Source organism: Agromyces mediolanus, from assembly GCF_044917495.1.
Classification (GTDB): domain Bacteria; phylum Actinomycetota; class Actinomycetes; order Actinomycetales; family Microbacteriaceae; genus Agromyces; species Agromyces mediolanus_B.
Map to the genome: position 1 here is coordinate 52,542 of NZ_JAVSSI010000013.1, position 24,590 is coordinate 77,131.

At 73.9% G+C, this 24,590-nt stretch carries 27 protein-coding genes; 16 read left to right on the forward strand and 11 right to left on the reverse strand.

All coding sequences use genetic code 11. The annotated features are described in order from the left end of the window. Window positions 1–31 precede the first annotated feature (31 nt). A complete protein-coding gene (locus ROT00_RS15895) occupies window positions 32–391 on the forward strand; it encodes a hypothetical protein (RefSeq protein WP_404776006.1) in 360 nt (119 codons plus the stop codon). Window positions 392–635: 244 nt separating this feature from the next. Then, window positions 636–1,580: an EamA family transporter gene (locus ROT00_RS15900; protein ID WP_404776007.1), complete on the forward strand. Its 945-nt coding sequence runs from the start codon at window positions 636–638 to the stop codon at window positions 1,578–1,580. Window positions 1,581–1,598: 18 nt separating this feature from the next. Here the strand turns inward: ROT00_RS15900 and ROT00_RS15905 are convergent, their stop codons facing one another. After that, the gene (locus tag ROT00_RS15905) at window positions 1,599–2,342 is read right to left on the reverse strand and encodes a GntR family transcriptional regulator (protein WP_404776035.1); all 744 of its coding nucleotides are present in this window, start codon (window positions 2,340–2,342) and stop codon (window positions 1,599–1,601) included. A 193-nt stretch (window positions 2,343–2,535) separates the two neighbouring features. Between ROT00_RS15905 and ROT00_RS15910 the strand changes: the two genes are divergently transcribed. Genes ROT00_RS15910 through ROT00_RS15935 form a run of 6 tightly spaced genes read left to right on the forward strand, consistent with a single transcriptional unit; the run spans window position 2,536 to window position 9,195 of the window. After that, entirely contained in the window at window positions 2,536–3,459 is a 924-nt protein-coding gene (locus ROT00_RS15910; protein ID WP_404776008.1) for a phosphate/phosphite/phosphonate ABC transporter substrate-binding protein, read from the forward strand. A gap of 52 nt (window positions 3,460–3,511) precedes the next feature. Then, a complete protein-coding gene (gene phnC / locus ROT00_RS15915; RefSeq protein WP_404776009.1) occupies window positions 3,512–4,387 on the forward strand; it encodes a phosphonate ABC transporter ATP-binding protein in 876 nt (291 codons plus the stop codon). Beyond that, window positions 4,384–6,057 (forward strand): PhnE/PtxC family ABC transporter permease, encoded by a 1,674-nt coding sequence (locus ROT00_RS15920; RefSeq protein ID WP_404776010.1) that lies wholly within the window; start codon window positions 4,384–4,386, stop codon window positions 6,055–6,057. The genes phnC and ROT00_RS15920 overlap by 4 nt, the downstream gene beginning before the upstream one ends. After that, window positions 6,054–7,271 carry a TIGR03364 family FAD-dependent oxidoreductase gene (locus tag ROT00_RS15925; RefSeq protein ID WP_404776011.1) on the forward strand — a complete coding sequence of 406 codons (1,218 nt, stop codon included), beginning with the start codon at window positions 6,054–6,056 and terminating at the stop codon, window positions 7,269–7,271. Before ROT00_RS15920 ends, ROT00_RS15925 begins: the two co-directional genes overlap by 4 nt. Next, window positions 7,268–8,071 (forward strand): phosphonatase-like hydrolase, encoded by an 804-nt coding sequence (locus ROT00_RS15930; protein ID WP_404776012.1) that lies wholly within the window; start codon window positions 7,268–7,270, stop codon window positions 8,069–8,071. The genes ROT00_RS15925 and ROT00_RS15930 overlap by 4 nt, the downstream gene beginning before the upstream one ends. Beyond that, window positions 8,068–9,195 (forward strand): zinc-binding dehydrogenase, encoded by a 1,128-nt coding sequence (locus ROT00_RS15935; protein WP_404776013.1) that lies wholly within the window; start codon window positions 8,068–8,070, stop codon window positions 9,193–9,195. The genes ROT00_RS15930 and ROT00_RS15935 overlap by 4 nt, the downstream gene beginning before the upstream one ends. A 28-nt stretch (window positions 9,196–9,223) precedes the next feature. On the opposite strand, the gene ROT00_RS15940 is transcribed toward ROT00_RS15935, so the two are convergent. Further along, entirely contained in the window at window positions 9,224–9,958 is a 735-nt protein-coding gene (locus ROT00_RS15940; protein ID WP_404776014.1) for a flavodoxin family protein, read from the reverse strand. Window positions 9,959–10,107: 149 nt separating this feature from the next. Between ROT00_RS15940 and ROT00_RS15945 the strand changes: the two genes are divergently transcribed. Then, complete coding sequence (locus ROT00_RS15945) at window positions 10,108–10,809, forward strand: DUF1345 domain-containing protein (protein WP_404776015.1); 702 nt, start codon at window positions 10,108–10,110, stop codon at window positions 10,807–10,809. Window positions 10,810–10,954: 145 nt separating this feature from the next. Here ROT00_RS15945 and ROT00_RS15950 read toward each other — a convergent pair whose 3' ends face one another. Next, window positions 10,955–11,488 carry an adenine phosphoribosyltransferase gene (locus ROT00_RS15950; RefSeq protein WP_404776016.1) on the reverse strand — a complete coding sequence of 178 codons (534 nt, stop codon included), beginning with the start codon at window positions 11,486–11,488 and terminating at the stop codon, window positions 10,955–10,957. A gap of 123 nt (window positions 11,489–11,611) precedes the next feature. Here ROT00_RS15950 and ROT00_RS15955 point away from each other — a divergent pair, with 123 nt between their 5' ends. Continuing rightward, window positions 11,612–12,082, forward strand: coding sequence for a DUF3817 domain-containing protein (locus ROT00_RS15955; RefSeq protein WP_404776017.1), 471 nt, complete (start codon window positions 11,612–11,614; stop codon window positions 12,080–12,082). 22 nt (window positions 12,083–12,104) lie between these two features. Here the strand turns inward: ROT00_RS15955 and ROT00_RS15960 are convergent, their stop codons facing one another. Then, window positions 12,105–13,307, reverse strand: a complete 1,203-nt coding sequence (locus ROT00_RS15960; RefSeq protein ID WP_404776018.1) for an MFS transporter — start codon at window positions 13,305–13,307, stop codon at window positions 12,105–12,107. A gap of 192 nt (window positions 13,308–13,499) precedes the next feature. Here ROT00_RS15960 and ROT00_RS15965 point away from each other — a divergent pair, with 192 nt between their 5' ends. The 5 genes from ROT00_RS15965 (at window position 13,500) to ROT00_RS15985 (ending at window position 17,952) form a co-directional block, all read left to right on the forward strand. Then, window positions 13,500–14,318 carry a shikimate 5-dehydrogenase gene (locus ROT00_RS15965; protein WP_404776019.1) on the forward strand — a complete coding sequence of 273 codons (819 nt, stop codon included), beginning with the start codon at window positions 13,500–13,502 and terminating at the stop codon, window positions 14,316–14,318. A 118-nt stretch (window positions 14,319–14,436) separates the two neighbouring features. Beyond that, complete coding sequence (locus ROT00_RS15970; protein ID WP_404776020.1) at window positions 14,437–14,724, forward strand: hypothetical protein; 288 nt, start codon at window positions 14,437–14,439, stop codon at window positions 14,722–14,724. A 108-nt stretch (window positions 14,725–14,832) separates the two neighbouring features. Then, window positions 14,833–17,151, forward strand: a complete 2,319-nt coding sequence (gene purL, locus ROT00_RS15975; protein WP_404776021.1) for a phosphoribosylformylglycinamidine synthase subunit PurL — start codon at window positions 14,833–14,835, stop codon at window positions 17,149–17,151. A gap of 50 nt (window positions 17,152–17,201) precedes the next feature. Next, window positions 17,202–17,690 (forward strand): NUDIX hydrolase, encoded by a 489-nt coding sequence (locus tag ROT00_RS15980; protein ID WP_404776022.1) that lies wholly within the window; start codon window positions 17,202–17,204, stop codon window positions 17,688–17,690. Window position 17,691: 1 nt separating this feature from the next. Continuing rightward, entirely contained in the window at window positions 17,692–17,952 is a 261-nt protein-coding gene (locus tag ROT00_RS15985) for a hypothetical protein (RefSeq protein ID WP_404776023.1), read from the forward strand. A gap of 9 nt (window positions 17,953–17,961) precedes the next feature. Here ROT00_RS15985 and erm read toward each other — a convergent pair whose 3' ends face one another. Continuing rightward, complete coding sequence (erm, locus tag ROT00_RS15990; protein WP_404776024.1) at window positions 17,962–18,834, reverse strand: 23S ribosomal RNA methyltransferase Erm; 873 nt, start codon at window positions 18,832–18,834, stop codon at window positions 17,962–17,964. A 273-nt stretch (window positions 18,835–19,107) separates the two neighbouring features. Here erm and ROT00_RS15995 point away from each other — a divergent pair, with 273 nt between their 5' ends. Further along, window positions 19,108–19,665, forward strand: a complete 558-nt coding sequence (locus ROT00_RS15995) for an OsmC family protein (protein ID WP_404776025.1) — start codon at window positions 19,108–19,110, stop codon at window positions 19,663–19,665. A gap of 32 nt (window positions 19,666–19,697) precedes the next feature. Here the strand turns inward: ROT00_RS15995 and ROT00_RS16000 are convergent, their stop codons facing one another. The 6 genes from ROT00_RS16000 to ROT00_RS16025 all read right to left on the reverse strand — a co-directional run bounded on the left by ROT00_RS16000 (window position 19,698) and on the right by ROT00_RS16025 (window position 24,230). Then, complete coding sequence (locus tag ROT00_RS16000; protein ID WP_404776026.1) at window positions 19,698–20,303, reverse strand: hypothetical protein; 606 nt, start codon at window positions 20,301–20,303, stop codon at window positions 19,698–19,700. Between the two features lie 20 nt (window positions 20,304–20,323). Next, window positions 20,324–20,512 carry a hypothetical protein gene (locus ROT00_RS16005; RefSeq protein WP_404776027.1) on the reverse strand — a complete coding sequence of 63 codons (189 nt, stop codon included), beginning with the start codon at window positions 20,510–20,512 and terminating at the stop codon, window positions 20,324–20,326. Continuing rightward, window positions 20,512–21,495 (reverse strand): SDR family NAD(P)-dependent oxidoreductase, encoded by a 984-nt coding sequence (locus tag ROT00_RS16010; protein WP_404776028.1) that lies wholly within the window; start codon window positions 21,493–21,495, stop codon window positions 20,512–20,514. Before ROT00_RS16010 ends, ROT00_RS16005 begins: the two co-directional genes overlap by 1 nt. A gap of 10 nt (window positions 21,496–21,505) precedes the next feature. Continuing rightward, on the reverse strand, window positions 21,506–21,829 hold the full coding sequence (locus tag ROT00_RS16015) for a chorismate mutase (protein ID WP_404776029.1): 324 nt from the start codon (window positions 21,827–21,829) through the stop codon (window positions 21,506–21,508). A gap of 239 nt (window positions 21,830–22,068) precedes the next feature. Beyond that, a complete protein-coding gene (locus ROT00_RS16020; RefSeq protein WP_404776030.1) occupies window positions 22,069–23,394 on the reverse strand; it encodes an FtsX-like permease family protein in 1,326 nt (441 codons plus the stop codon). Then, entirely contained in the window at window positions 23,391–24,230 is an 840-nt protein-coding gene (locus tag ROT00_RS16025; RefSeq protein WP_404776031.1) for an ABC transporter ATP-binding protein, read from the reverse strand. Before ROT00_RS16025 ends, ROT00_RS16020 begins: the two co-directional genes overlap by 4 nt. Window positions 24,231–24,590 lie beyond the last annotated feature (360 nt).

A 24,590-nucleotide genomic window follows, 5' to 3' on the forward strand; every position in this document is an offset into this window, starting at 1 on the left:
GTCCCGGAACGGCGACGATGGAGGGGTGCAGATGACCGAGGCGCAGGTGTGGACCATGCTGGGGGTGTTCACGACCCTCATGTTCAGCATGCTCACGATCGTGTCGGTCGGCTTCGTCCGGGTGCTCCGCGCCGAACTCCGGGGCGTCCGCGCCGAGCTCGGCGGAGTCCGCGCCGAACTCCGGGGCGAGATGGGCACGCTCCGCGCCGAAGTCCACGGCGAGATCGGCAGCCTCCGTAGCGAGCTCCGGGGCGAGATCGGCAGCCTCCGCAGCGAGATCGGCGGCGTCCGGGAGGAGATGCGGGCGCGATTCGAGGCCGTCGGCCACCGCATCGACGGCCTCGACCGCGACGTGCAGATGCTCGTGCAGCGCAACTTCGACGTCGACTGAGCGTTCCGCGCGGGCGAACTGAACTGCTGATGAACGATCGGCTCGCGCAGGCCCAGCGGTCCGGTCCGACGCGGGCTCCCTGCTAGCGTCGAGGGCGATAGCGCCTAGGGTTCCGGGGCCGACCGCGAGGTCCGCCCGCCTGGTCCGAGCGGCGCCACGGCCGCCGCCAGCGACGACCGTCATCTGACAGGACAAAAGCCCGGAGGACCGGTTCGTCGCGCCCCGCGACGGGCAGAAGGTCCCCATGTCGCCCACCGCGCTCGCCCTCGTCCTCGCCGCCGCCGTCTGCCACGCCGCGTGGAACATCCTCGCCCACGGCGTGAGCCGCATCGGCATCCCCTTCCTCTGGTGGGGCGCCGTCGCCGCCTCCCTCGTCTGGCTCCCCCTCGTGCCCGCGACCGGCGGGCTCGGTCGCGCGCGTCCCGAGGACTTCGCGATCGGGGTCGTCGTCTCGGCCGCGCTGCACTGCGGGTACATGCTCGTGCTGCAGCGCGGCTACGCGGGCGGGCAGCTGTCGACCGTGTACGCGACCGCCCGCGGCACCGGACCGACGATCACCGTGATCGTCGCGGTGACCCTGCTCGGCGAACGCCCCTCGCCGGCCGCGTTCGCCGGCATCGCGGTCATCCTCGCCGGGATCGTCGCGATCGGACTGCTCGACCGCGAGCGCGGGGCCGCCGCGGCATCCGGGCTCGCGACGGCATCCGCGCCCGCTCCCGCATCCGGGCCGTCGCCGCGTCCGCGCCCCGGCCGGATCCTCGGCGTCCGTCTCGACCCCGGCATCGCGTGGGGGCTCGCGACCGGCGTCGCCATCGCGATCTACACCGTGTGGGACGCCCACGCGGTGCGCGAGTGGGCCATCCCGCCGGTCGCGTACATGGTCGGCTGCACGCTGGGCGAGATCCTGCTCTACGCGGCCATGCTCGGCCGCCGGCACCGCGAACTGCTGCCCGTCGTGCGCCGGCACTGGCCGCGCATCCTGCTGTTCGGGGCGCTCTCCCCGCTCTCGTACATCCTCGTGCTGGTGGCGATCACGATGGCGCCCGTCGCGCTCGTCGCCCCGATGCGCGAGGTCAGCGTGGTGCTCGTGAGCCTGTTCGGCGCAGTCGTGCTCCGCGAGAGCCGGCCCGGCTGTCGGCTCGCGGCGTCCGCGCTCGTCGTCGGCGGGATCGCGCTGCTCGCGGTCTGAGCGCAGCGCCCGCGCCGCTCAGGCGCCGGCGATCGGCCGCAGGTAGTGCTCGCCCCCGGGCGCGCGGCCGGAGGCTGCGACGGTGAAGCGCACGAGGTCGCTGCGGTAGCGGTCGTCGGATGCCTCGAACACCCGCCCGTCGGCATCGCGGGAGATCCGTCGCAGCCGCAGCACGGGCGAGCCGAGCGGAAGTTCGAGCAGGGCCGCGTCGAGCTCGTCGGCGGCGACGGCGTCGATCTCGTGGTCGACGTCGCTCGATCCGTAGCCGTGCTCGGCGAGCACCTCGGTGATCGACACGGCGTCGAGGTCGATGCCGAGGAGGATCCGCCCGACCGGCTCGAGGTAGCTGAGCCGCTCGAGCATCGCCGGCCGGCCGTCGAGGCGGCGCAGCCGCAGGACGTGCACGACGAGGGCGCCCGGCTCGATGCCGAGGAGCTGCGCGTGCTCGTCGTCGGCTCGCCGGAGCGAGACCTCCTGGGTGACGGCGCCCGGTTCGGCGCCGAGCTCGCGCGCCCAGCGCGTGAAGGGGATCGAGACGTCGACCGCCTGGTGCGCCTTCCGCTCGATGACCCGCGCGGGCCGGCCGCGGCTCGTCTCGATGAGCCCCTCCTGCCGCAGCTCGGCGAGCGCGTTGCGGATGGGACCGCGCGAGGTGCTCCACCGTTCGGCCAGCTCGGCCTCCGTGGGCACCACGTCCCCCGGCGAGAGCTGACCGCTCGCGATGCGCTGCCGCAGGTCCTCGGCGATCTCCTTGTACACCATCGACGTCACGTAGGAATACTACTTCCCGCCCAGCCACGCCGACAGAGCGGGCGGATTCCCGACACCGACTGTTCACCTTGGACCCGACAAGAGTGAACACCTCGTGAATGGGTGGCGAGATCGGTATACACCTTGTCGCGGATCTGGCAGCGTTGCCGTCGCCAGCATCCGCACCCCTGCCTGAAAGGCCGTCATGATCTCCCGCACCACGACCTCCGCGTTCGCGCTCCTCGGCGCCGCCGCCCTCGCCATCGGCCTCTCGGCCTGTTCGGGCACGGCCGCCGCGGGCGAGTCCGGCGACGACGCCGCCGGCTTCGCCGTCGACGCGAACACCCTCGTGTTCGGCGTCGTGCCCGACTCGGTCGACACCGAGACCAACTACCAGCCGCTCATGGACTACCTCGCCCAGGAGACCGGCAAGACCGTCGAGTACCACGAGTCGACCGACTACGCGGCGCTCATCGAGGCCGCCGTCGCCGGCAAGATCGACGTCGCCTCGTTCTCCGGCTTCACCTACGTCACCGCCACGAACAACGGCGCCGAGATCACCCCGATCTCCTCGATCGTCACGGCCGAGGGCCAGGAGCCGGGCTACTTCTCGCAGGCGATCGTCCCCGCGGGCAGCGGCATCACCGACCTCGCGGGCTTCGCCGGCAAGAAGGTCTGCTTCGTCGACCCCTCGTCGACCTCGGGCTACCTCTTCCCGACGTACAACCTCCTCGAGGCCGGCATCGACCCCGAGCAGGACATCACCCCGGTGTTCGCCGGCAAGCACGACGTCAGCGTCACGAAGGTCGGCGAGGGCGTCGAGTGCGAGGCGGGCTTCGCCGAGGACAGCGAGGTCGCGAAGAGCGACAAGGTGAAGGTCGTCGCCGAGACCATGGTCCCCGGCGCCCCGATCGTGGTGTCGAACTCGCTCCCGGACGAGCTGAAGTCGCAGATCACCGACCTCCTCTCCGAGGTCACGATCGACGACATCATCGCCTCCGGCGTGACGAGCGCCGACTCCGACGGCTTCCGCTCGGTCTTCTTCGAGACCAAGCCCGTCGACGACGCGTACTACGACACCATCCGCGACATCTGCAAGAAGACCAACGCGGAGCAGTGCCAGGGCTGATCCCCAGAGCCTGACCACCCGAATGCACGCCACCGAACCGGAACGAGCCGACATGCCCACCCCCATCATCGAGGTGCGCGACCTCGACAAGCGATTCGACCGCACGCTCGCCCTCCAGGGCGTCGAGCTCACGATCGACCGCGGCGAGATCGTCGTGCTCCTCGGCCTCTCGGGCTCGGGCAAGTCGACGCTCCTCCGGCACCTCGACGGGCTGGAGACGCCGACGTCCGGTTCGGTGCGCGTGCTGGGCGAGGAGGTGCCGCGGCTGCGCGGCCGGCGCCTCCGCGCCCTGCGGGGGCGGGTGGGCTTCGTCTTCCAGCAGTTCGAGCTGGTGCCGTCCCTCACCGTCCTCGAGAACGTGCTCACCGGCTCCCTCGCTCGGCTGCGCGGCCCGCGCCTCGGACTGTGGAGCTACCCCCGCCGCCTGAAGCTCGCGGCGCTCGGCCACCTCGACCGCGTCGGCCTCCTCGACCGCGCCTACCAGCGCGCCGACACCCTCTCGGGCGGACAGCAGCAGCGGGTGGCGATCGCCCGGGCGCTCATGCAGGAGCCCGAGATCCTCCTCGCCGACGAGCCCGTGGCCTCCCTCGACCCGGAGTCGAGCGAGCAGGTCATGGCGCTCATCCGGGAGATCGCGATGGATGGCGGCCTCACCGTCGTCTGCAGCCTGCACCAGGTCGACCTGGCGCTCTCCTGGGGCGACCGCATCGTGGGCCTCCGCGGCGGCCGCCTCGTGCTCGACACGCCGACCGAGGGCCTCGGCAAGGCGGAGGTCATGGAGATCTACGGCCGGGTCGCGACCGCGACCGCCGAGCTCGAGGCGATCGAGACGGAGCTCGCGGATGCCTCGGCCGAGACCGAGCCCGGGCAGACCGCACCGCTCGCCGGCCCGCGCAGCGAGCCGCTCGCCGAAGGCGCCGGCCGATGACCGCCCTGGCCCCGGCATCCGCGCCCCGTGCCGGCGCCCCGCTCGGCCCGGTCGCCGAGCGCGCGCCCAAGCACCGCCGCTCGCCCGAGCGCATCGCCGCCGGGCTCACCCTCGTCGCGCTCGTCGTGGCGTCCCTCTTCGCCCTGAACTCGCTCGGCATCTCCCTGCCCGCCATGCTCGAGAGCTGGTCGAACGCCGAGCGCTTCTTCACCCGGGTCGGCACCATCCGCTTCCCCGAGCCGCTCGAGCTCGTCCAGCTCACGGCGCTCACCCTCGGCATCGTCGTCACCGGCACCCTGTTCGCCGCGATCTGCTCCGTGCCGATCTCCTACCTCGCCGCGTCGAACACCACGCCGGGCCGCGCCTGGCGCGCCGCCGCCCGCTTCATCACGGTCTTCACCCGGGCGCTCCCCGACGTCGTGCTCGCGATGGTGTTCGTGCTGCTGTTCTCGCTCGGCTCGCTGCCGGGCATCCTGGCGATCGGCATCCACTCGATCGGCATGATCTCGAAGCTCTTCGCCGACGCCATCGAGCAGATCGACGAGGGTCCGCGCCGGGCCATCCGCGCCGCCGGCGGCTCGAAGCTGCAGGAGTTCACGAGCGGCATCCTGCCGCAGGTGCTGCCGAGCTGGGTGGCGACCGTGCTGCACCGCAACGACATCAACCTGCGCGGCTCGGTCGTGCTGGGCTACGTCGGGGTGGCCGGGCTCGGGCTCGAGATGTCGCACGCCTTCAAGTCGCTGAACTACTCGCTGGGGCTCGGCATCGCGATCGTGATGTTCGCCCTGTGCGTGCTCATGGAGATCATCTCGAGCGCAGTGCGCCGGGCCATGCTGCACGGCGGCCGGACGAGCGGCGGCCCGCTCGCCGCGCGCACCGTGGCGGCCGCCGTCCGCCGCCCGTGGACCGGCGCCCGCGTGCGCACCGCCGTGTGGGGCTGGGTCACCGCGGCGCTCCTCATCGGCGCGGTCGCGGTCTGCAACATCCAGTGGGGCGACCTCCTCACCGTGTGGGCGAAGATCCCGCCGGTCGCGGCGCAGTTCTGGCCGCCGAGCTTCGGCGCCTACGACTGGCCCAGGATGTCGGGCGCGATGCTCGAGACGATCGCCATCGCCCTCGCCGCCGCCGTGCTGACGCTCCTCGCCTCGATCGTGATCGGCTCGCTCGCGGCCCGGAACGTCGCGCCGAACGCCGGCACCCGGGCGGGCGCGCGCTTCCTCCTCGTCGGCATCCGCGGGGTGCCGGAGGTCATCCTCGCGATCGTCCTCATCGTGATCACCGGCCTCGGCGCCCAGGCCGGCACGCTCGCGCTCGCCTTCGGCGGCATCGGCCTCGCCGGCAAGCTCATCGCCGACTCCCTCGAGGAGGTGAAGGGCGGCCCCGAGCGGGCGATCACGGCGACGGGGGCGAGCCGCTTCCAGCGCTACGCGGCCGCGACGCTGCCGCAGGGCACGCCCGCGATCATCGGGCACAGCTTCTACCTCCTCGACACCAACATCCGGGCGGCGACGATCCTCGGCATCGTCGGCGGCGGCGGCATCGGCTACTACCTGCTGAACGCCGGCCAGGGCTCGAACTACGGGGTCGTGACCGCGATCGTGCTGATGATCCTCGTCACGGTGCTCGCCGTCGAGGGCCTCGCGATGTGGATGCGGCGGGTGTTCCGGTGAGCGCCGAGCACTACGACCTCGTCGTCGTCGGCGGCGGCGTGATCGGGCTCGGCGCGGCCTACGCCGGCGTCCGCCGCGGGCTGCGCACCCTCGTCGTCGAGCGCGGCTCGGAGGCGAACGGGGCGTCGATCCGCAACTTCGGCCACCTCTGCGTCACCCCGCAGACCGGGATCGCCCGCCGCCACGGCCTCGCCGCGCGCGAGCTGTGGTTGCGCCTCGCCCGCGACGCCGGAGTCTGGCTGCGCGAATCGGGCACGCTCGTCGTCGCCCGGGCCGCCGACGAGCTCGCCGTGCTCGAGGAGCTCGCCGCCGCGCGCGCCGGGGCGGATGACGCACCGGGGCTGCCCGCGGGGCGCGCGGAGGTCGAGCTGCTCGACGCCGCGGGGATCGCCGAGCTGCTGCCGATCCCGGCCGGCTCCGCGCTGGGCGGTGCGCTGCTGCCCCTCGACCTGCAGGCGAACCCGCGGCAGGCGCTCGCGGCGATCACCGCGCACCTCGGGGAGCGCGGCGTCGACTTCCGCCACCGCACCTCGGTGGGCGCCGTCGAGCCGGGGCGCGTCACGACGAGCCGGGGCACGATCGGGGCCGAGCGGATCGTCGTGGCGACGAACCACGACGTCGACCAGCTGTTCCCGGAGGTGGCCGAGGAGCTCGGCATCGTCCGCTGCGGCCTCGACATGCTGCGCGTCTCGGCCGAGCTGTCGCGGCCGCTCCCCGCGCCGCTGCTCACCGGCTGGTCGCTGCTCCGCTACTCGGCCTTCGCCGCGACGCCGGCGGTCGCCGCCCTGCGCGAGCGGCTGCACGGCGAACGCCCCGACCTCGCCGCGCTCGACCTGAACCAGATGTACACGCAGCTGCCCGACGGCAGCCTGATCGTCGGCGACACGCACTACCGGGGCGCGGCCGTCGCGCCGTTCCAGCCCGAGGCCGCCGCCGAGGCGCTGCTGGAGGAGTTCGCGGCCCTGTTCGGCGCCGCCCCGCGCGTGCTCGAACGCTGGCAGGGCGTGTACGCGAGCGGCCGGGACGAGTTCCTCGACCTCGAGGTCCGCCCCGGCGTGCACCTCGCCGCCGCGACGACGGGCATCGGCATGACGACGGGACTCGGGCTCGCCGAGCACGTCGTCGCCGGCTTCGCCGACGCCGCACCCCGGACCCCGGTCCGGACGCAGACCGAGACGCCGCGCACGCGGCACCAGCAGGAAGGCACGAGATGACCATCGACACCGCCACCGGGATCGCCGAGCCGGAGATCACCGCACCCGAGGACCGCGAGGACGAGGACCTCGCGGAGCTCGCCGACTCGCACGAGATCGAGCTCGTCGTGCTCGACCTCGCGGGCACCACCGTGCGCGACGACGGGCTCGTCGAGCGCGCCTTCGCCCTCGCGGCCGAGCGGGCCGGCTTCGCCCCCGAGGGCGAGGACCGGGATGCCGCGCTGCAGTACGTGCGCGACACGATGGGGCAGTCGAAGATCGAGGTCTTCCGGGTGCTCACCGGCGACGAGGCCACGGCGCAGCGCGCCAACGAGGAGTTCGAACGCGCCTACGCCGAGCTCATCGACGAGGTCGGCGTCGAGGCGATCCCGGGCGCCGAGGCGGTCATCCGCGCGCTGCGGGCGGCCGGGGCATCCGTCGTCCTCACCACCGGCTTCTCCCCCGCCACCCGGGACGCGCTGCTCGCGGCCCTCGGCTGGACCGACCCCGCCGACCTCGTGCTCGCCCCCGCCGACGCCGGCCGCGGGCGGCCTCACCCCGACCTCCCGCTCACCGCGCTCCTCCGCACCGGCACGAGCTCGGTCGACGCGATGGCCGTCGTCGGCGACACCCGCAGCGACATGCTCTCGGGCGTGAACGCGGGCGCCGGCCTCGTCGTCGGCGTGCTGACCGGGGCGCACGACCGCGAGGCGCTCGAAGAGTCCGGCGCCGACGAGGTGCTCGGCTCCGTCGCGGAGCTGCCCGCGCTGCTCGGCCTCGACGCGGAGCGCCTGGAGCCCGACTCCGGCGCGTCGGCGTGAGCCCCGCCCGCACCGCGGCCGGCGCCGTGCTCGTGACCCCGTCGCCCGCGGCGATGGTGTGGCACGAGCCGGGACGGGCGCACGAGTCGATCGCGGTGCCCGGCGTCGAGCTGCGTCCGGGCGAGGCGCTCGTGGAGGTCGAGCTCGCGACCGTGTGCGGCTCCGATGTGCACACCGTGCTCGGCCACCGCCGCCAGCCCGCTCCGGGCGTGCTCGGGCACGAGCAGGTCGGCCGGATCGTCGCCCTCGGCCCCGGCGGCGCCTCCTCCGTCGACGGCGCGGTGCTCGCGCTCGGCGACCGGGTGGTGTGGACGGTGACCGCGAGCTGCGGCAGCTGCGAGCGCTGCCTCCGCGGGCTCCCGCAGAAGTGCCACGAACTGCGCAAGTACGGGCACGAGCGGCTCGAGCGCGGCTGGGAGCTCTCCGGCGGCTTCGCCACGCACGTGCACCTGCTCCGCGGCACCGGCATCGTGCGCGTCCCCGAGGCGATGCCCGCGGAGCTCGCCGCACCCGCCTCGTGCTCGACGGCGACGGCGGTGGCGGCCCTGGATGCCGGTGGCGCGGGTTCCCTCGACGGCGCGCCCGTGCTCGTGGCCGGCGCCGGCATGATCGGCCTGGCCGTCACCGCGATCGCGAGCGCCGCCGGTGCGGCAGTGACGGTCGTGGACCCCGATGCCGCCCGCCGCGGGACCGCCCGCCGCTTCGGAGCCCGCGCCGTGCTCGATCCGGGCGACGGCGCGCTCGCCGGGCAGCTCGCCGCGCACGGGCTGCCCGCGCCGCTGCTCTCCGTCGAGGCGTCCGGTGCGGCCGGCTCGGTGCGCGCCCTGCTGGAGGCGAGCGACGTCGGCGGCACGATCGTGCTCGTCGGCAGCGTCTCGCCCGGACCGGCGGTGGACCTCGACCCCGAGCGGCTGGTGCGGCGTCTGCTCACCGTGCGGGGCGTGCACAACTACGCGCCCGCGCACCTGCAGGGGGCGATCGACTTCCTCGCGACCACGCCCGGCCCGTTCGCCTCCGAAGCGCTCGTCGGCGCGAGCTTCCCGCTCGACGAGCTCGACGCGGCGCTCCTCGCGGCCGCCGCGGGGAGCCACGTCCGCGTCGCAGTCGACCCGCACGCGCGCTGAGCTCGCGCGGCCGGCGGTCTCGCCGCGCTCAGCGGTATTCGGGATTCGCGCCGTACGGGTTCGGCTCGAAGCCCGAGTGCTGCCCGTCCTCCCATTCGGCGATCGAGTTGCCGCCGAGCGGGAAGCCGCCCGCGTCCTTCAGCAGACGCGCGAGGTGGAGCAGGTTGTACGTGAGGAACGTCGTGTTCCGATTGGTGAAGTCGTTCTCGGGACCGCCCGAGCCCGGGTCGAGGTAGCTCGGCCCGGGTCCCGCCTCGCCGATCCAGCCCGCGTCCGCACCGGGCGGGATGGCGACGCCGATGTGCTGCAGGCTGTAGAGCACGTCCATCGCGCAGTGCTTGATGCCGTCCTCGTTGCCGGTGATGATCGCCCCGCCGACCTTGCCGTAGTAGACGTACTGGCCGCGCTCGTTGCGCTCCCCGCTCATCGCGTACAGGCGCTCGATCAGCCGTTTCGTGACCGAGGAGTTGTCACCGAGCCAGATCGGCCCGCCGATCACGAGGATGTCGGCGGCCTGGACGAGCGGCCAGACCTCGTCCGGCCAGGCATCGGCGGCCCAGCCGTGCTCGCGCATGTCCGGGTACACGCCGGTCGCGACATCCAGGTCGACGAAGCGCAGGACGTCGACGTGCACGCCGTGCTCGCGCATGAGCGCGATGCTCGCGTCCATGAGCCCCTGCGTGTTGCTGCGCTCGGGGCTGCGCTTCAGCGTGCAGTTCACGTACAGCGCGCGGAGGTCGGAGAAATCGGGCAGCTCGCTCATGCCGCGAGGCTAGGCGCCGGTGCGCCGGGCGGCGAGGGGCTTGACGCGGCGCCGCCCGCGCGCCGTTGCTGGCGCTCGCGCCCGCGCTGCGGCAGGCTACGAGCAACGAGCGGATGCCACGGCGGCGCCCGCCGCGGGAGGGAGCCGGGATGCCGACGGCCAGGAGCACCGAGCACCAGCGCGCCGACGCCGGGGCGATCGTCGCCGAGTCGCTCGGGCTGCTCATCCAGATCCCGCTCGTCTGGCTCGGCGTCGAGTTCATCATCGGCGACGACATCGAGCTGCTCGTCGGCTGGTGCCTCGTCGGCACCTTCTACCTCCTCGTGACGATCGTTGCGCTGAACCTCGCGGTGCGACTGCCCGCTCTGATGACAGGGCGGTCCGAGACGCGCCGGTTCCTCGCCCACCCGTTCATGCGCGTCGCCGCGACGCTGCTGACCTTCTCGTCGAGCACCGTCGGCGTCGTCGCCGCGGTCCAGCTGATCCTGCTGCGCAACGACCCCGAGTGGAGCGGGTTCATCGAGCTCGTCGCCGTCTGGGCGATGCTCGTCGCGTGGGGGCTGTTCCACTGGGGCTGGGCCCGGATCTACTACTCCCGGTACCACCGCGCCGTCGGCACGCCCCCGCTCGAGTTCCCCCGGACGCCCGAGCCCGAGCTCATCGAGTTCGTCTACTTCGCCTTCACCAACGCGACGAACTTCTCGGTCTCGGACGTGCAGGTGACGACGACGCGCATGCGCTGGACGGTGATCTGGCACACCTCGCTCAGCTTCTTCTTCAACGCGCTCATCCTGGTGCTCGCGATCAACACGATCACGGGCATCCAGGTCGATCCCGGCATCCTGAAGTAGCGCGCCCCCTGGCCGCGCAGCCCCACCCGAAGTCGCACGAACGGTCCCTGATCGCCGCTGGATCGAACCGTTCGCGCGACTTCGCATCGTGGAGTCGGGCGGGGCGGCGCGGGCGGGGCGGAGCGGCGCGGGCGGGCGGCGCCGCTCAGTACTGGAGCAGGCTGTACGCCTCGAGCCCGGTCGGCAGCGCCGCCCGCCCGTGCAGCTCGGTCAGCTCGATCGCGACCGAGACGCCCGCGACGAGCCATCCCGCCCGCTCGACGAGCCGCGCGGCCGCCGCGACCGTGCCGCCCGTGGCGAGCACGTCGTCGACGATCAGCACCCGGGTGCCGGGCGGCAGTTCGCCCTCGTGCACCTCGAGCGCGGCGGTGCCGTACTCGAGCGAGTACTCCTCGCGCAGCACCGCGCGCGGCAGCTTGCCGGCCTTGCGGATCGGCAGCACGCCGACCCCGGCGGCGACGGAGGCGGCCGCCGCGAGCAGGAAGCCGCGGGCCTCGACGCCGGCGAGCACGTCGAAGCGCCCGGCGAACGGGGCGGTGAGGGCCTCGGCGAGCGCGTGGAACGCCGCGCCGTCGGCGAAGACCGGCGTCAGGTCGCGGAACAGCACCCCGGGCTCCGGGAAGTCGGGGATGAGGGCGAGATGCGACTCGACGAGGGCGCGGGTTTCGGGCTCGTTCACCGTCACAGGCTAGCCCGCCGCGAGGGGCCGCCAGCACGGCGCGGGACGTTCCAACCTTCGACGGATGCCGCGGCGCCCCGGATCGGCGACGATGGAAGCATCCCGATCGCTGGAGTCCCCCACATGACCACGCTCAGCCCCAAGCGGCTCTTCCGCGGCCTCGCCTTCGCCGAGGCCGTCACCTGGACGATCCTCATCGTCGCCATGATCCTGAAGTACGCCGCGGGTGTCGAGTGGGCGGTGCTCGTGGGCGGATCGATCCACGGCTTCGTCTTCCTCGCCTACGCGGCGAGCTCGATCCTCGTGGGCGTGAACCAGCGCTGGAGCGTCGGCCGCATCGCCTTCGCCGTGCTCACCGCGATCGTGCCCTACGCGACGGTCCCGTTCGAGCTGCACCTCGTGCGCACCGGCCGCCTCGACGGCGAGTGGCGCCGCGAGGCCGGCGACCACCCGGCCGACGGCGCGTGGTGGAACCGGGTGCTGCGCTGGTTCCTCGCCCGGCCCGTGCTCCTCGTCTCGGTCGCGGTCGTCGCGATCGCGGCGATCTTCGGCGGGCTGCTCGTCCTCGGCCCGCCCGGCGGCTGGCAGAGCTGAGCCGAGCGGCTCCGCTCCGCGACTACCGGCGCAGGCGGTTGACGAGCGCCGTCCACACGAGCGCCGTGGTGGAGCAGACGAGCAGGGCGACGAACACCCACGGCAGGCCGGCGAGACCGATCGCCCCGTAGAGCACCGAGCCGAGGAGCGCGCCCCCGCCGATGCCGAGATTGAACGCGGTCGTGTAGAACGACGCGGCGGCGTCGCGGATCCGGGCGGATGCCGAGTGCAGCAGCCGCGTGTTCAGCATCGGCGGCAGCGCCCCGAACGCGGTGCCCCAGAGCAGGAACGACGCGATCCCGATGACGGGCGACTGCGCGAAGGCGGCGAGCCCGGCGACGCCGATCCCGGTCGCGACGAGCGCGATCACGAGCCCCGCCGTCGGACGGCGGCCGAGCACGGTGCCGGCGAGCAGGAGGCCGACCGCCCCGGCGATGCCGTAGGCGAGGAGCATCGGGCTGATGGCGCTCGCGGGCAGGCCCATCACCTCGGTGATGAACGGCGCGACGAAGGTGTAGAAGGTGTAGGCGCCGACCATCGTGACCATGGTGATCAGGCAGACGACGACCACCGGCACGAACGTCGGGTCGCTGCGGAGGCGGAGCGGCTCGGCGTCGGCGCTCGCGGCGTGGTGGGCGACCGGCGGCAGGAAGCGCAGCACGAGCAGCGCGCCGAGGAGGGCCGCGCCGCCGACGACCGCGAAGGCGAGCCGCCAGCCGAAGGCCTGCCCGAGCGCGGTGCTGAGGGGCACGCCGAGCACGAAGGCGAGCGAGCCGCCGGCGACGCTGATGGAGACCGCCCGGGCGAGCTGCTCCTTCGGCACGAGGTGCCCGGCGTAGGCGCCGACGACCGACCAGAACACGGCGTGGGCCGCGCCGCCGAGCACGCGCGTGGCGACGACCGTCGGGTAGTTCGGCGCGATCGCGGTGAGCACGCAGCTGAGCGCGAGGATGCCGAGCGTGATGACGATGAGCGTGCGCCGCGGCACCCGCCGGGTGAGCGCCGAGAGCGGCACCGCGGCGACCACGACGGTGCCGGCGAAGACGGTCACGAGCACGCCGATCGCCGGCTCGCCGACGCCGAGCTCCCGGCTCATGTCGGGGAGCAGGCCGGTCGGGATCATCTCGATCGTGATGGACAGGAAGACGGCGGTGGCGAGGGTGAGCAGCCCGAGCCAGGGGAAGGGCGGCGCCGGGATGGCGCGCACCGACGAAGAGGGAGTCATGCGGAAACCAGGAGGGAGAACGTCGCTCGTCGGCACCGGGGCGGGGCTCCGCGCGTGCGCCGCGACGAGGACTGCGCGCCGATGTGCGCGCCCAGGGCCATCGGGAACCGACGACCGAGTCCAGTGTAGCGAGCGGGGCGGCCGCCGCACCCGTCTGATCGCCCGGGCATCCGCCGGGTGCACACTGGGAGCATGCCCATCCTCAACAAGGACATGACCCTCTGCATCTCCCTGTCGGCGCGGCCGTCGAACCTGGGCACGCGCTTCCACAACTTCCTCTACGACGAGCTCGGGCTGAACTTCGTGTACAAGGCGTTCGCGACGGAGGACATCGAGGGCGCGGTGCGCGGCATCCGCGCGCTCGGCATCCGCGGCGCGAGCGTCTCGATGCCGTTCAAGGAGGCCGTGATCCCGCTCGTCGACGAGCTGGAGCCGTCGGCGCTGGCGATCGAGTCGGTGAACACGATCGTGAACGACGGCGGCCGGCTCGTCGCGGCGAACACGGACTACGAGGCGGTGGCCGAGCTCATCGGCTCGAGCGGGCTCGACCCGGCGGCGCGGGTGCTGCTCCGCGGGTCCGGCGGGATGGCGAAGGCGGTCGTCGCGGCGTTCCGCGACGCGGGCTTCCCCCGGGTGACGGTGGTCGCCAGGAACGCGGAGCTCGGGCCGGCGCTCGCGGGCAAGTACGGCTACGAGTGGCTCGCCGAGGATCCGGCGCCGGGCAGCGCCGACGTGCTCGTGAACGTCACGCCGATGGGGATGACCGGACCGGATGCCGAGACGCTCGCATTCTCCGCCGAGCACCTCGACGCGGCATCCGCGGTGTTCGACGTCGTGGCGTTCCCGGCGGAGACGCCGCTCATCCGCGCCGCGCGCGAGGCCGGCAAGCTCGTCATCTCGGGCGCCGAGGTGCACGCCCTGCAGGCCGCCCGCCAGTTCGAGCGGTACACGGGGAGGCGGCTCGCGCCCGAGCAGATCGCACGGGCGGCCGCGTTCGCCCGCGAGGACTGAGCGCAGCGGCCGCCCTCCACAGGAGCGTCCTCCCGCAGTCGATGCACAGCTCGACGATCGCGCCACTTCCACGCGCCCGCCTCTGGAAGTCTCTGGATCACCAGCACATGATGAAACGGTGATCGAAGTGAATGAACCCCAGGTCTGGACGCTCATCGGCGTCTTCGCGGCCACGTTGTTCGGCGTGCTCACGCTGATGAGCACGATGTTCCTGCGCGCCGTGCGCGTCGAGATCGGCAGCGTGCGCACGGAACTCAGGAGCGGGCTCGGCGAGCTGCGCGGCGAACTGCGCGCAGAGCTCGGCGAGCTGCGCGGCGCGCTCACCACCCTCGACCACCGCATCGACAGCCTCGATCGCGACGTCCAAGCGCTCGTGAAACGCAGCTTCGGCGTCGACCGGGAGTGACCGCGGATGGCGCCGTCGGCGCGGCCTCGGAGCCCGCGCGCCGCCGGTAGACTGATCCGGTCAGGCTTCCGTCCGCGGCATCCGTCGCTCAGCCCTGGAGATTCCCCTGTGACTCAGCCGGCCACCACCCCTGCTCCCGTGCTCGACACCGTCGACGTCGCGGCCTCGACGCCCGAGAAGGAGCAGCCGTACGCGGCGCTCGGCCTGAAGCCCGACGAGTACGAGCGCATCCGCAACATCCTCGGCCGCCGGCCCACCAGCGCCGAGCTCGCGATGTACTCGGTCATGTGGAGCGAGCACTGCTCCTACAAGTCCTCGAAGATCTACCTGCGCCAGTTCGGCAAGAAGGTCACGCCCGAGATGAAGCAGCACCTCATGGTGGGCATGGGCGAGAACGCGGGCGTGCTCGACATCGGCGAGGGCTGGGCCGTCACCTTCAAGATCGAGTCGCACAACCACCCCTCCTACATCGAGCCCTTCCAGGGCGCCGCGACCGGCGTCGGCGGCATCGTCCGCGACATCATCTCCATGGGCGCCCGCCCCGTCGCCGTCATGGACGCGCTCCGCTTCGGCGCCATCGACCACCCCGACACCGCGCGCGTGGTGCACGGCGTCGTCTCGGGCATCAGCTTCTACGGCAACTGCCTCGGCCTGCCGAACATCGGCGGCGAGACCTGGTTCGACCCGACCTACCAGGCGAACCCGCTCGTGAACGCGCTCGCCGTCGGCGTGCTCCGCCACGAGGACCTGCACCTCGCCAACGCGAAGGGCGCGGGCAACAAGGTCGTGCTGTTCGGGGCCCGCACCGGCGGCGACGGCATCGGCGGCGCGTCGATCCTCGCCTCCGACACCTTCGCCGAGGGCGGCCCCACGAAGCGTCCGGCCGTGCAGGTCGGCGACCCCTTCGCCGAGAAGGTCCTCATCGAGTGCTGCCTCGAGCTCTTCGCCGCCGACCTCGTCGAGGGCATCCAGGACCTGGGCGCCGCGGGCATCTCCTGCGCGACGAGCGAGCTCGCCTCGAACGGCGACGGCGGCATGTCGATCGTCCTCGACGAGGTGCTGCTGCGCGACCCCACGCTCACGCCCGAGGAGATCCTCATGAGCGAGAGCCAGGAGCGCATGATGGCGATCGTCCGGCCCGAGAAGCTCGCCGGCTTCCTCGAGGTCGTGCAGAAGTGGGACGTCGAGACGAGCGTGCTCGGCGAGGTCACCGACACCGGCCGCCTCTCGATCACCTGGCGCGGCGAGGAGATCGTCAACGTCGACCCGCGCACCGTGGCCGTCGACGGACCCGTCTACGAGCGCCCCGTCGCCTACCCCGCCTGGATCGACGCGCTGCAGGCCGACTCGGCCGCGGGTCTCGCCCGCCCCGAGACGCCCGAGCAGCTGCGCGAGCAGTTCCTCCAGCTCGTCGGCTCGGCGAACCAGGCGGATGCCGCGTGGGTCACGAACCAGTACGACTCCTACGTGCTCGGCAACACCGCGCTCGGCGCGCCCGACGACGCCGGCATGATCCGCGTCGACGAGGAGTCCGGCCTCGGCGTCTCCGTCGCGACCGACGCGAACGGCCGCTACTCGCAGCTCGACCCGAAGCAGGGTGCGAAGCTCGCCCTCGCCGAGGCGTACCGCAACGTCGCCGTGACCGGGGCGAAGCCCATGGGCGTGAGCGACTGCCTGAACTTCGGCTCCCCGGAGAACCCCGAGGTCATGTGGCAGTTCTCGCAGACCGTCGAGGGCCTGTCCGACGGCTGCCTCGAGCTCGGCATCCCCGTCACCGGCGGCAACGTGTCGTTCTACAACCAGACCGGCGACGTCCCGATCCACCCGACCCCCGTCATCGCGGTCCTCGGCGTGATCGACGACGTCGCGCGCCGGATCCCGAGCGGCTGGCAGGACGACGGCCACAACATCTACCTGCTCGGCGACACCGCCCTCGAGCTCGACGGCTCGGCCTGGGCGGGCACGGTGCACGACCACCTCGGCGGTCGCCCGCCGGCGGTCGACCTCGAGCGCGAGAAGACCCTGGGCGAGCTGCTCGGCGCGGCCGCGCTGGAGGGCCTCATCGACTCGGCGCACGACCTCAGCGACGGCGGCCTCGCCGTCGCGCTGGCCGAGGGCGTCTCGCGCTTCGGCATCGGGGCCCGCGTGTTCCTCGGCGAGGTCGTCGAAGACGGCGGCATCGATCTCGCCACGGCCCTGTTCAGCGAGTCGACCGGCCGCGTCATCGTCACGGTGCCGCGGGAGGACGACGTGAAGTTCCGCGGCCTCTGCGAGGGGCGCAACTACCCGGTGCGCCGCATCGGCGTGACCGACGCCGCCTCCGCCGCGCTCGAGGTGCAGGACGCCTTCACCGTCTCGGTCGACGAGCTCCGCGGCGTGAACCGCGCGCCCCTCGCCGACGCGTTCGGGCCGATCGTCGGCTACTGAGCCGCGCCCGGCGGCCGGCACGCGTCCGGCCGCCGTGTGAGACTGGTGGCGTGATCGAGGAGTACTCCGACGCCTACGCCGCGACGCACGGCCGGTTCACCGTCGTCCCCGCCGCGTACGTGCTGCTGCGCCGCGGCGACGAGGTGCTGCTGCAGCTGCGACGCGGCACGGGCTACTACGACGAGCACTGGGCGTTCGGCGCCGCCGGCCACGTCGAGGCGGGCGAATCGCTGCTCGCCGGCGCCGCGCGCGAGGCCCGGGAGGAGCTCGGCGTCGAGATCGCGCCGGACGCCCTCGAGTTCGTCACGCTGATGCACCGCACCGACGGCTCCGGGCGGCCGATCGAGCAGCGCTTCGACGTGTTCTTCCAGGCTCGCGAGTGGCACGGCGAGCCCCGGCTGATGGAGCAGGGGAAGGCCGCCGGGCTCGACTGGTTCCCGCTCGCCGATCTCCCCTCGCCCGTCGTCCCGCACGAGCTCCAGGTGCTCGAGGCGCTCCGCACGTCGCCGGTCCCCGGCGTCACGACCTTCGGATACTGACGTGGAGCCCGCCCTCATCGGCACCGTCGCCGGCATCGCCTTCGGCGCGATCATCGCGGTCGGCGTCGTCGTCCGGCTGATCCGCGCGCCCCGCGGCGCCCGGTCCCGGCTGCGGCACGCGTTCGGCCCGATCGCCGGCGCCGGCGAGACGTACCAGGAGCTGCACACCGGGCAGCGCGGCCTGCAGGATTCCATCATCGCGGTCGTGCAGGAGCAGGAGCAGGGCGGCGGCGCGGAGCGCGGCACCGACGCCCCGCGCTGAGCACCCCGCTCAGCCGCGATCGCGGGAGGCATCCCAGAGCGCGGCCCAGTCCTCCGGCGCGAGCCGCCCCGGCGGCGTCGACGCGGGGATGCCGCGCCGGCGCAGCCACGCCTTGGCCGCCCCGGCCCCGAGGGATCCGCCGCTCGCGCTCGCGGCGGCGGCGAGCCGCTGGGCGAGCGTGGCCCCGCGTCCCTGGAACGCCTCGGCCACGAAGCGCTGGTAGGCCCGGCGCGCCCGCGGATCGACGAGGGGAGCCTCCCGGCGCTCGATCGTGAACAGTCCGCCGTCCACCGACGGCACCGGGCGGAACGCCGTGGCCGGCACCCGCCGACGCAGCCGGAACCGGAACCACGGCGCCCACTGCACCGTCAGCATGCTCGCCCCGCCGACGCCGCAGCGGCGGCGCGCCACCTCCCACTGGGTGAGCAGCACCGCCCGCTGCCAGCCGGGCGAGTCGAGGAGGTGCCGGAGCGCGGCGGTGGTCACGTGGAACGGCAGGTTCGCGACCACGGTGTGCGGATGCCGCGGCAGCGGCCAGCGCAGCAGATCGGCGTGCACGACCTCCGCCCGCGCGCCGAGCTCGCGGCGGAGCCGGTCGGCCCGGGCGGGATCGAGCTCGACGGCGGTGAGGGGTCGGCCGAGCTCGGCGAGCGGCCGGGTGAGCGCCCCGCCGCCCGGCCCGAGCTCCACGATCGGGTGCGGGCTCGGCAGGGACCGCTCGACGAGCTCGACGATCTCGGCGACGAGCTGCCGGTCGACGAGGAAGTTCTGGCCCAGTTCGTGCCGGCCGCCGTGGGCGGGCGCCGGGGCGGGGGCCCGGTGCTGGGCGGTGCCGCGGCGCTCGGAGCGCGCGCGGGAGGGACGGGATTTCGATGAAGGCATGGATGCTCCGCTGACGAATGAACGCCGGGGACGCCGAAGCGCGCCGCGGCCGAGGACTCGGCTGGCGGCGGAGCGGGAGAGTGGTCCGGTCGCTCCGCCTCAGGCGGTGCGGGGCCGGATGATCATCTGCGAGCACATGCAGGACATGGTTGGAGACCCTAGCAAGCCCGGGCGCGCACCGCGAACCCGCGCCGTGCGACGCCGCGTGACGCCCGGCGTCGGCCGATGACGGCCGGGCTGGCCGAGTCATCCGCCCGGCCGTACGCTCCCGCCATGACGCTCATCGACGATTCCACCGCCGCATCCGCCCCGGCATCCGACGACGCGGCCGATCGCGCCGCCCGCCTCACCGCCGCCGGCTCCGCCTGGCACGAGCGCATCGCCGCCGCGCCCGCGAACGCCGAGCTCACCTACCGCGTGTCGGGTCGGGGCACCGGCGCCGTCGCCACCCGGATCATCGCGGGCAAGCACCGCTTCACCGTCGACGAGCCCGCCGCCCTCGCGGGCGACGACGCCGCCGCGAGCCCCGTCGAGTACGCGCTCGGCGCGCTGATCTCCTGCCAGGTCGTCGTCTACCGCCTGTACGCGCAGGCGCTCGGCATCGTGCTCGACGACGTCGAGATCAACGCCGAGGGCGACCTCGACGTGCGGAAGCTCTTCGGCATCGACGAGTCGGGCCGCGCGGGCTTCTCCGCGGTGCGCCTCGACGTGCGCCTGAGCGGCCCCGAGCCGAAGGAGCGCTACGCGGAGCTGCAGGCCGCCGTCGACGCGCACTGCCCGGTGCTCGACCTGTTCCAGAACCCGGTGCCGGTGCAGGTGACGCTCGGCTGAGCGGCTGAGCCGCTGAGCCGCGGCGTCCGGCGTCAGGTCCCAGGCGCCGGCTGCGCGAGCAGCTCGGCGCGTTCCGCGAGATATGGCGCGAGCGGCGTCCAGGCGCCGGGATCGCTCGGGTTCCAGCGCACCACGACCCGCCCGTCGCGGAGCGCCACGGCGCCGTCCGTCGTCGGCGCCGCTCCCGCGGGATCCCCGTCGAGCGGGATGGGCACCGCATCGAAGTTCACCGTCTCACCCGCGGGGATGCCGCCCTTCACCGCGGCGGCGCGGTAGGCGCGCTGCTCGGCCACCGCGTTCGCCGTCACCGAGCGACGGGCCGGCGCCTCGGCGCGGACGACGCGTCCGACCGCGTAGAGCCGGCCCTCGCCGTCGAGCAGCAGGGCGCCGAGGCGCCACACCTCGCCGATCCGGCGCATCCGGGCCGCCCGTGGCAGGCCGAGGCGACGGCGCGGCGGTTCGTAGACGGCGAGCACCTCGCGCCGGGCGGCGGCCTCGGTGAGCAGCGCGGTCGCCGCGCCGACGGCGGCTCGCGCCTCCGCGAACGCCGCGGCAGCGCCCGCGCCGGTTCCGGCGGACGCCTCGTCGCGAGCGGATGCCTCGTCGCGAGCGGATGCCTCGGCCGGCTCGTCGGTCATGGAGTGCAGCGTACCCGGCCTCAGCGGCGGATCCGGGCCGGGCCGAGCGCCGCCGCCAGGCCGAGGAGCACGATCGCGACGACGACCATCCCCCAGCGGCCGGTGAACACGCCGAGCACGGCGAGCACCGTGCCCACGCCGGCGACGATCGCGGCCGCCCGTCGCCGCACGGCGGGCCGCGCCCACCAGCCGGCGAGGAGCCCGCGCATCAGCCGACGAGGGTGAACGGGGTCGCGGTGGCGAGCTCGGCGAAGGCCCACGTCTTCGCGCCGATCGCAGGGTCGCTCGACACCCTGGTGGGTCGCTGCTGCGCGGGCTCGCCCTTCAGGAGGCCGCGCGGCCCCCAGAACTCGCCGCCCGCGACGTCCGGCGCGGTGAGCGCGTGCAGCACCGGCTCGGCACCGCGGTGCTTGCCCTGCGCCCAGGCCGCCTGCAGCGCGTCGGCGAAGCGGTCGCCGCGGCTCGGCTCGTTGACGCCGGGCACCGTGGGCGTGCGCCCGGAGATCGAGTAGCCGGGGTGCGCGACGATGCTCGCCACCGGGACGCTGGCCCGGCGCAGCCGCCGGTCGAGCTCGAAGCCGATCGACTGGCAGGCGATCTTCGACTGGGCGTACGCCCGCCAGAAGTCGTAGCCCCGCTCGAGCTGCAGCTCCTCCACCCGGAACGTCGACAGCTTCGTCGAGAGCGAGCCGAGCGAGATGATCCGGGCGCCGTCCGCGAAGCGCCGGCTGCCCGGCACGAGCTCGTCGCCGGCTCCGGCGGCGCCGAAGAGCCCGGCGAGGAGGGCGAAGTGGCCGAGCACGTTCGTCGCGAGCACGAGCTCGTTGCCGTCGGGGCTCTCGAGGCGCCGGCCCGGCGTGTGCACCATGCCCGCGTTCAGCACCGCGCCGTCGAGCTGCGCGTCCCCGGCGAGCGCGGCGACGCCAGCACGCACGGAGTCGAGCGAGGACGTGTCGACGACGAGGGTCGAGACCCGGCCGCCGAGCTCGCCGCGGCCCGCTCCGGCATCCACCCGTTCGCGGATCACCGCGGCGGCCGTCTCGAGCCGCTCGGGGCTCCGCCCCGACATGACGACGTGGGCGCCCGCGCCGACGAGGCGGGCGCTCGTGAAGAAGCCGAGGCCGGCGTTCGCGCCGGTCACGAGGTAGCGCCGGCCCGTGAGATCGGGCAGCGGCGTCGGGTACCAGCTCACCGGGCCGGCCTCACAGCTCGCCGGAGGCGCCGTTGCCGGCGAGCTCCTCGTGGTGCTGGATGACCTCGGCGACGACGAAGTTGAACCACTTCTCGGCGAACGCGGGGTCGAGGTGCGCGTCTTCGGCGAGGCCGCGCAGGCGCTGGATCTGCCGCTTCTCCCGCTCGGGATCGCTCGGCGGCAGCCCGTGGGTCGCCTTCAGCCGGCCGACCTGCTGGGTGAACTTGAACCGCTCGGCCAGCAGGTGGATGAGGGCGGCGTCGATGTTGTCGATGCTGGCCCGGATGCCGAGGAGCTCGGACATCGCGGCGTCCCGGTCGTCGATCGAGGTCATGCATCGACCCTACTTCGCCGGGGGCCCGGTTCTCGCGCGCGAGGTCGCGCATTCCGCGCGCCCGGCGCGGGCCGAGCAGCCGTTCGCGCGACCTCGGAGCGCATGCGGCGGCCGACCGGCGGCCGACCGGCCGACCGGCGGAGGACGTTGGCGGGCCGGCCGGGCGAACGAGACCACGCCCGGCCGGCCCTCGTCCCGGCGCCGACCCGCGATCCCCGGTGCGGGCCGGCGCCGGGGGCCTATCCCGACTCGGCGGCGCGGCGCAGCATCGGCCGCGTCGAGACGAGCCCGAGCGCGACGACGCCGATGCCCGCGGCGAGCACGGCGGCGATCACGAGCAGCGCGAGCGGCTGCACGATGAGGGTGATGCCGGTGAGCGGCAGCATCACGACCGCGGCGATCACGGCGGAGCCGATCGCGGTGATCCGCAGCGGCGACATCACGGCGCGCCGGCGGGCGGCGTCCATCGTCTGCTCCGGCATGCCGAGCATGTCGAGGGAGCGGTAGAGCTCCCGGCGGTCGAGGATCCCGGCGGCCTGGTTGACGCCGACGGAGCAGGCGACCATGAGGAACGAGCCGACGACGGTGATGAGGATGCCGGTGCGGATGTCGGCGATGAGCTCGAGCCCCTCGCGGTCCATCTCGCCCGAGCCGCCGAGCGCGTCCATGAGCGCGATGCCGACCCCCGCGAACACCGCCATGAAGCTCGTCATCGCGACGCCCGAAACCTGCCGCCAGGCGGCCTTCGGCGATTCCAGCACGCTGCGCGCGGCGAGGAGCTTCGCCGGCTTCGTGGCGCGCTTCGCCTGCCCCTGGGCGACGAGGCGGATGACCCACGGCCCGATCAGGTTCAGCACGGCCAGCGTGCCGCCGAACGCGACGGCGAGGAACAGGACGAGGACGGATGCCTCGCCCGCGAGCTGCAGCACGCTCATCAGCCCGTAGCCGACGAGGATCACGGCCGCGCCGATCACGACGCGGAGCCAGGAGAGCTTCGGGGCATCCTGCCGGGTGCGCACTCCGAGCGGCGAGATGACGACCTGCCGGAGCCCGAGCACGGCGCTGACGACGGCGAGGAGCACGATGCCGAGCGGCACGGCGAGGAGCACCGCGGGCGGCAGCAGCACGCCGCCGATGCCGAGCGGTTCGCCGCGGAACGGCACGAGCGCGATGCCCGGCATGATCGCGAAGTAGCCGACGATGCCGATGACGGAGCCGATGAGGGCGAGCATCCCCGACTCGATCACGGCGAGCGCGGAGACCGTGCCCGGCGTCGCGCCGAGCAGGCGCAGCGTGGCCAGGCGGTCGTCGCGGCGCCGGGCGGAGAGCCGGGCGGCGGCGCCGCCGAGCGAGGCGAGCGGCACGACGAGGAGCACGAGGGCGATGACCGCGAGGAGCTGATAGCCGATCGCCGCGTCGTCGGTCCAGCGCCAGAACGACTGCGCGCCGCCGATGACGGTGAGGAGCAGCGCGGTGACGATCCCGAACGCCGTGATCGGCAGCACGAGGGTCGCCGCCCCGGCGGAACCGGGGCGGGCGAGCAGCCAGGCGACGCGGGCGATCATGCCCGGGCTCCCGGGGCGGGCAGCGGCACCGCGGTGGCGCCGGGCACGGGCGGGGCGGGGGCCGGCGGCGCGGCGGGCGCGACCGGCGCGGCAGCGGTTGCCGCCGGCGATCCGGCCGACGCCGGGGCGGATGCCGCAGCGGCCTGCTGCGGCATCCGCTCGCCGACGATCATCCCGTCGCGCACATCGACGATGCGGGAGCAGCGCGCCGCGACCTCGGGGTCGTGCGTGACGACGACGAGGGTGCGGCCCTGCCCGACCGTGGAGTGCAGCAGCGCCCCCATTACGTCGGCCGAGGTGGCGGAGTCGAGGGCGCCGGTCGGCTCGTCGGCGAAGACCACGCTCGCGCCGGTGACCTGGGCGCGGGCGATCGCGACGCGCTGTGCCTGGCCGCCGGAGAGCTGGCCGATGCGGCGGTCCTCGAGCCCGGCGAGGCCGAGGGCGGCGAGCCAGCCGCGGGAGTGCTCCTCGGCGCGGGCGCGCGGCATCCCGTTCAGCATGAGCGCGAGCGCGACGTTCTCGATCGCGGTGAGCTCGGAGATCAGCAGGCCCTGCTGGAAGACGAAGCCGAACGCCTCGCGGCGCAGCCGGGAGCGGTCGCGCTCGCCGAGCGCGTTCACCTGCACGCGGCCGGTGCCGCCGAGGAAGGACACGGTGCCCGCGTCCGGCAGGGTGATGCCGGCGAGGCAGTGCAGGAGCGTCGTCTTGCCGGAGCCCGAGGCGCCCATGATGGCGAGCGACTCCCCGGTGCGCACGGCGAGCGAGACGCCCGCGAGCGCGCGGGTCGGGCCGAAGGACTTCTCGAGGCCGGATGCCTCGATGACGAAGGAACTCATGCTTCGAGCCTGCCCGCCGGGCAGTGGCGGGCGCGTCGGGCGCGGGCATGATCCGGGGCGGGGCGCGTCATCCGTCCGGATGACCCGCACCGCCGCCGCTGGGATGATCGCCGCAGAACGCCGAGTCGCCCGACTTCCCTCGCACTCGGGCGACACGGGTGGTGGGCTTGCGCGCGGCGCGGCACCCCCCTACCGGGGCCCGCGGCGGGGCCGGCGGCCCCCATCAGGGCCCCGCGGACACCGCGGGGGGGGGCGCGGGCTAAACCCGAACACGCGGCGTTCGGGCCCCCCCCGCGCCCCAAAGTCATCGGTGCGTTGTGCGCAAAAAATTGATAAACAACTTATTAAATATCTCTGCTC